Source organism: Mycobacterium sp. E2462, from assembly GCF_001672685.1.
Taxonomy (GTDB): domain Bacteria; phylum Actinomycetota; class Actinomycetes; order Mycobacteriales; family Mycobacteriaceae; genus Mycobacterium.
This window is the reverse complement of sequence record NZ_LZKC01000383.1, coordinates 1-3,714: the sequence shown is the minus strand read 5'-3', so window position 1 is coordinate 3,714 and position 3,714 is coordinate 1. Positions and strand designations below refer to the sequence as shown.

Below are 3,714 nucleotides of genomic sequence, written 5' to 3'. Positions count from 1 at the left end.
CGTGTACGGGTCACCGTCGTCGTCAACGATGTCGAGCGGGCCGCTGTCACCGCTGTCCGAGGCACCGTCGGCGTCGACGACTTCGCGGGTGGGCCGTCGGTGCCCATGGTGCCGAGGACATGGCCTGGGTCCTGACGAGGTGCCGGGGCGCGAGCCCGGGAACTTTCGCGCCCCGGTGCCCGACTAGTAGCTGGGTGCCCGCCTGAGCGGCCATCGGCAGAGCCGGTCGGGCTCAATCGAGTGTTGAAGGAGTCGCCGCATGGCCGCGTCGGTGGGGATGTGGCGCCGCTTGGCGGGTGAATGCCGCAGGCCGACGGGCCGGCGCACATGGTGGCCGGCCCCGCATTGCTAATGAAAACCATTTTCGATAAGGTCGCCTGTCGAGAGTGGCTGGCGAGCGGGTCATCGACCCGCTGCGGTCGGCGTTCACGTCGGAAATGCGGCCAGTTGGGGCACCGGACGCCGTCATCGGCGGTCCGGGCGGGGAGGAACTGCGTGATCAAGGCCGGAAGTGCGCCGCACCACTTAGGATATGCTAACTTCAGCCCAGCCAGCTTAGGGGAGACTACGTTTAGGAGAAGCGGCCGTGGAACTCGGTGACACGGGCATGCTCACAGCTCAGCCTGTCAATTCTCGGGCGGACCTTCGAGTTGACGGTGACGTCGTCAGCCGGTTTGCCACGTGTTGCCGCGCGCTCGGCATCGCCGTGTATCAACGCCAGCGGCCGGCTGACCTGGTCGCGGCCCGATCCGGTTTCACCGCGCTGACCCGCGTTGCCCACGATCAGTGCGACGCCTGGGCGGGGCTCGCCGCCGCCGGTGACACGTCCCTGCGGGTCCTGGAGGCGGTGGCCCGCACCGCGGGCACCGCCGGCACGCTGCAGCGTCAGGTCGACCTGGCGCCGGGATCGTTGAGCTTCCGCTACGACACCGGGCTCTACCTGCAGTTCCGTGCCGGCACGCCCGACGAGTTCCACTTGGCCCACGCCGCGGCGCTCGCCTCGGCGGGGCGTTTCGCCGAGGCCAACGAGATCGTCACCGCCCTGACCGCTCGTCGCCCCGGTTGGCGCGAGGCGCGCTGGGTCACCGTCGTCGTCAACTACCGGGCCGAGCGCTGGTCCGACGTCGTCAAGCTGCTCACCCCGATCGTCAACGACACCGATCTCGACCCGGCGTTCTCGCACGCGGCCAAGATCACCCTCGGCACCGCCCTGGCGCGGCTCGGCATGTTCGCCCCGGCCCTGTCCTACTTGGAAGAGCCCGAGGGTCCCGTGGCCGTCGCGGCAGTCGACGGCGCGCTCGCCAAGGCGCTGGTGCTGCGCGCGCACGTGGACGAGGACTCGGCCAGCGAGGTGCTGCAGGACCTGTACGCGGCGCACCCGGAGAACGAGCAGGTCGAGCAGGCCCTCACCGACACCAGTTTCGGCATCGTCACCACCACGGCGGCCCGTATCGACGCCCGCACCGATCCGTGGGACCCCGAAACCGAGCCCAGCGCAGAGGATTTCGTCGACCCCGCCGCCCACGAACGCAAGGCCGTGTTGCTGCACGAGGCCGAACGGCAGCTGGCCGAGTTCATCGGTCTGGACGAGGTAAAGAACCAGGTCTCGCGGCTGAAGAGCTCCGTCGCCATGGAATTGGTGCGCAAGCAGCGCGGCCTCGCGGTCGCCCAGCGTGCCCACCACCTGGTGTTCGCCGGACCGCCCGGAACCGGTAAGACCACCATCGCCCGCGTTGTGGCCAAGATCTATTGCGGCCTTGGCCTTTTGAAACGAGAGAACATTCGCGAGGTGCACCGCGCCGACCTCATCGGCCAGCACATCGGCGAGACGGAGGCCAAGACCAACGCCATCATCGACAGTGCGCTCGACGGTGTGCTGTTCCTCGACGAGGCCTATGCGCTAGTCGCCACCGGGGCCAAGAACGACTTCGGGCTGGTGGCCATCGACACCCTGTTGGCCCGCATGGAAAACGACCGCGACCGGTTGGTCGTGATCATCGCCGGCTACCGGGCCGACCTGGACAAGTTCCTCGACACCAACGAGGGTCTGCGGTCCCGGTTCACGCGCAACATCGACTTCCCGTCGTACGCGGCACCGGAACTGGTCGAGATCGCCACCAAGATGGCTGAGCAGCGCGACAGCGTCTTCGAGCCGGCCGCGCTCGCCCACATGGAGGCGTTGTTCGCCAAGCTCGCGACCGAAACCACCCCCGACGCCAACGGCATCTCACGGCGCAACCTCGACATCGCCGGCAACGGCCGATTCGTGCGAAACATCGTCGAACGCTCCGAGGAAGAACGGGAGTTCCGGCTCGACCATTCCGAACACGCCGGAACCGGCGAATTCAGTGACGAGGAGTTGATGACGATCACCGACGACGACGTCGAACGGTCCGTCGAGCCGCTGCTGCGCGGTCTGGGGTTGTCGGTGCCGGCATGACCAGTCAAGACCCGGACAGCCGTCGCTCGTTCGCCTCCCGCACGCCGGTAAACGACAACCCCGACAAGGTGGAGTACCGCCGCGGCTTCGTGACCCGCCACCAGGTCAGCGGTTGGCGATTTGTCATGCGCCGCATCGCTTCCGGCATCGCGCTGCACGACACCAGGATGCTCGTCGACCCGCTGCGCACGCAGTCGCGTGCGGTTCTGATGGGCGTGGTGCTGCTGGTGACTGCACTCGGCGGTTGCTTCGTGTTCTCTTTGATCCGGCCCAACGGGACGGCGGGCAGCAACGCCGTCCTGGCCGACCGGGACACCGCGGCCCTCTACGTCCGCGTCGGCGACGACCTGCACCCGGTGCTCAACCTCACCTCAGCCCGGTTGATCGTGGGGCATCCGGTCAACCCGACGACGGTGAAAAGCACTGAGCTGGACCGCTTTCCGCGCGGGAACCTGATCGGCATCCCGGGTGCCCCCGAGCGGATGGTGCAAAACCCCGGGCGGGACGCGAACTGGACCGTGTGCGACAGCATCGGTGGAACCGCGCACGCCGTGCACAGCACCGGCGTGACCGTCATCGGCGGCCGTCCCGACAGCAGCGGAGCGCGCGCCGCGGACTTGGGTTCCCGGCAGGCCATCCTGGTGCAGTCCCCGGGCGACGACAAGGGTCCCAACAGCTGGTTGCTGTGGGACGGCAGGCGTAGCCAGATCAACCTCACCGACCACGCCGTGACTACCGCACTGGGGTTGGGGCAGAACAACTCCGAGGTCCCCCCGCCGCGGCCTATCGCGCTCGGGCTGTTCAACGCGATCCCCGAGGGGCCGGCGCTGACGGCCCCGGGCATCCCGAACGCCGGCGCCCCGGCGCCCTTCGCCGTGCCGGCGCCCATCGGTGCGGTGGTGGTGTCCTACGGTTTGGACCAGAGTTCCTCGGGGGCGCCGCGCTATTTCGCGGTGCTGCCGGACGGCCTGCAGCCGATCTCGCCGGTGCTGGCCGCGATCCTGCGCAACACCAACTCCTACGGCCTGGATCAGCCGCCGCGGCTCGGCGCTGACGCGGTGGCCAAGCTGCCGGTCTCACGGCTGCTCGACACCTCTCGCTATCCCGACCAGCAGGTCACCCTGGTGGACGCCGCGAAAGACCCTGTCGCATGCGCTCATTGGAGCAAGGCCGCCGGTGCGGCGACGAGCTCGCTGAACCTGCTGGCCGGTTCGGCGCTGCCGGTCCCGGAGTCGATCCACACCGTCGACCTCGTCGGCGGTGGGGCGGCGGCC

At 68.7% G+C, this 3,714-nt stretch carries 2 protein-coding genes; both read left to right on the top strand.

Going from position 1 to position 3,714, the window contains the following annotated elements; translation table 11 throughout:
- Positions 1-586 precede the first annotated feature (586 nt).
- On the top strand, positions 587-2,440 hold the full coding sequence (gene eccA, locus A5714_RS19940) for a type VII secretion AAA-ATPase EccA (RefSeq protein ID WP_068070230.1): 1,854 nt from the start codon (positions 587-589) through the stop codon (positions 2,438-2,440).
- The coding region (gene eccB, locus A5714_RS19935; protein ID WP_068288109.1) for a type VII secretion protein EccB at positions 2,437-3,714 on the top strand (1,278 nt) is incomplete at its 3' end. The genes eccA and eccB, both read left to right, overlap by 4 nt.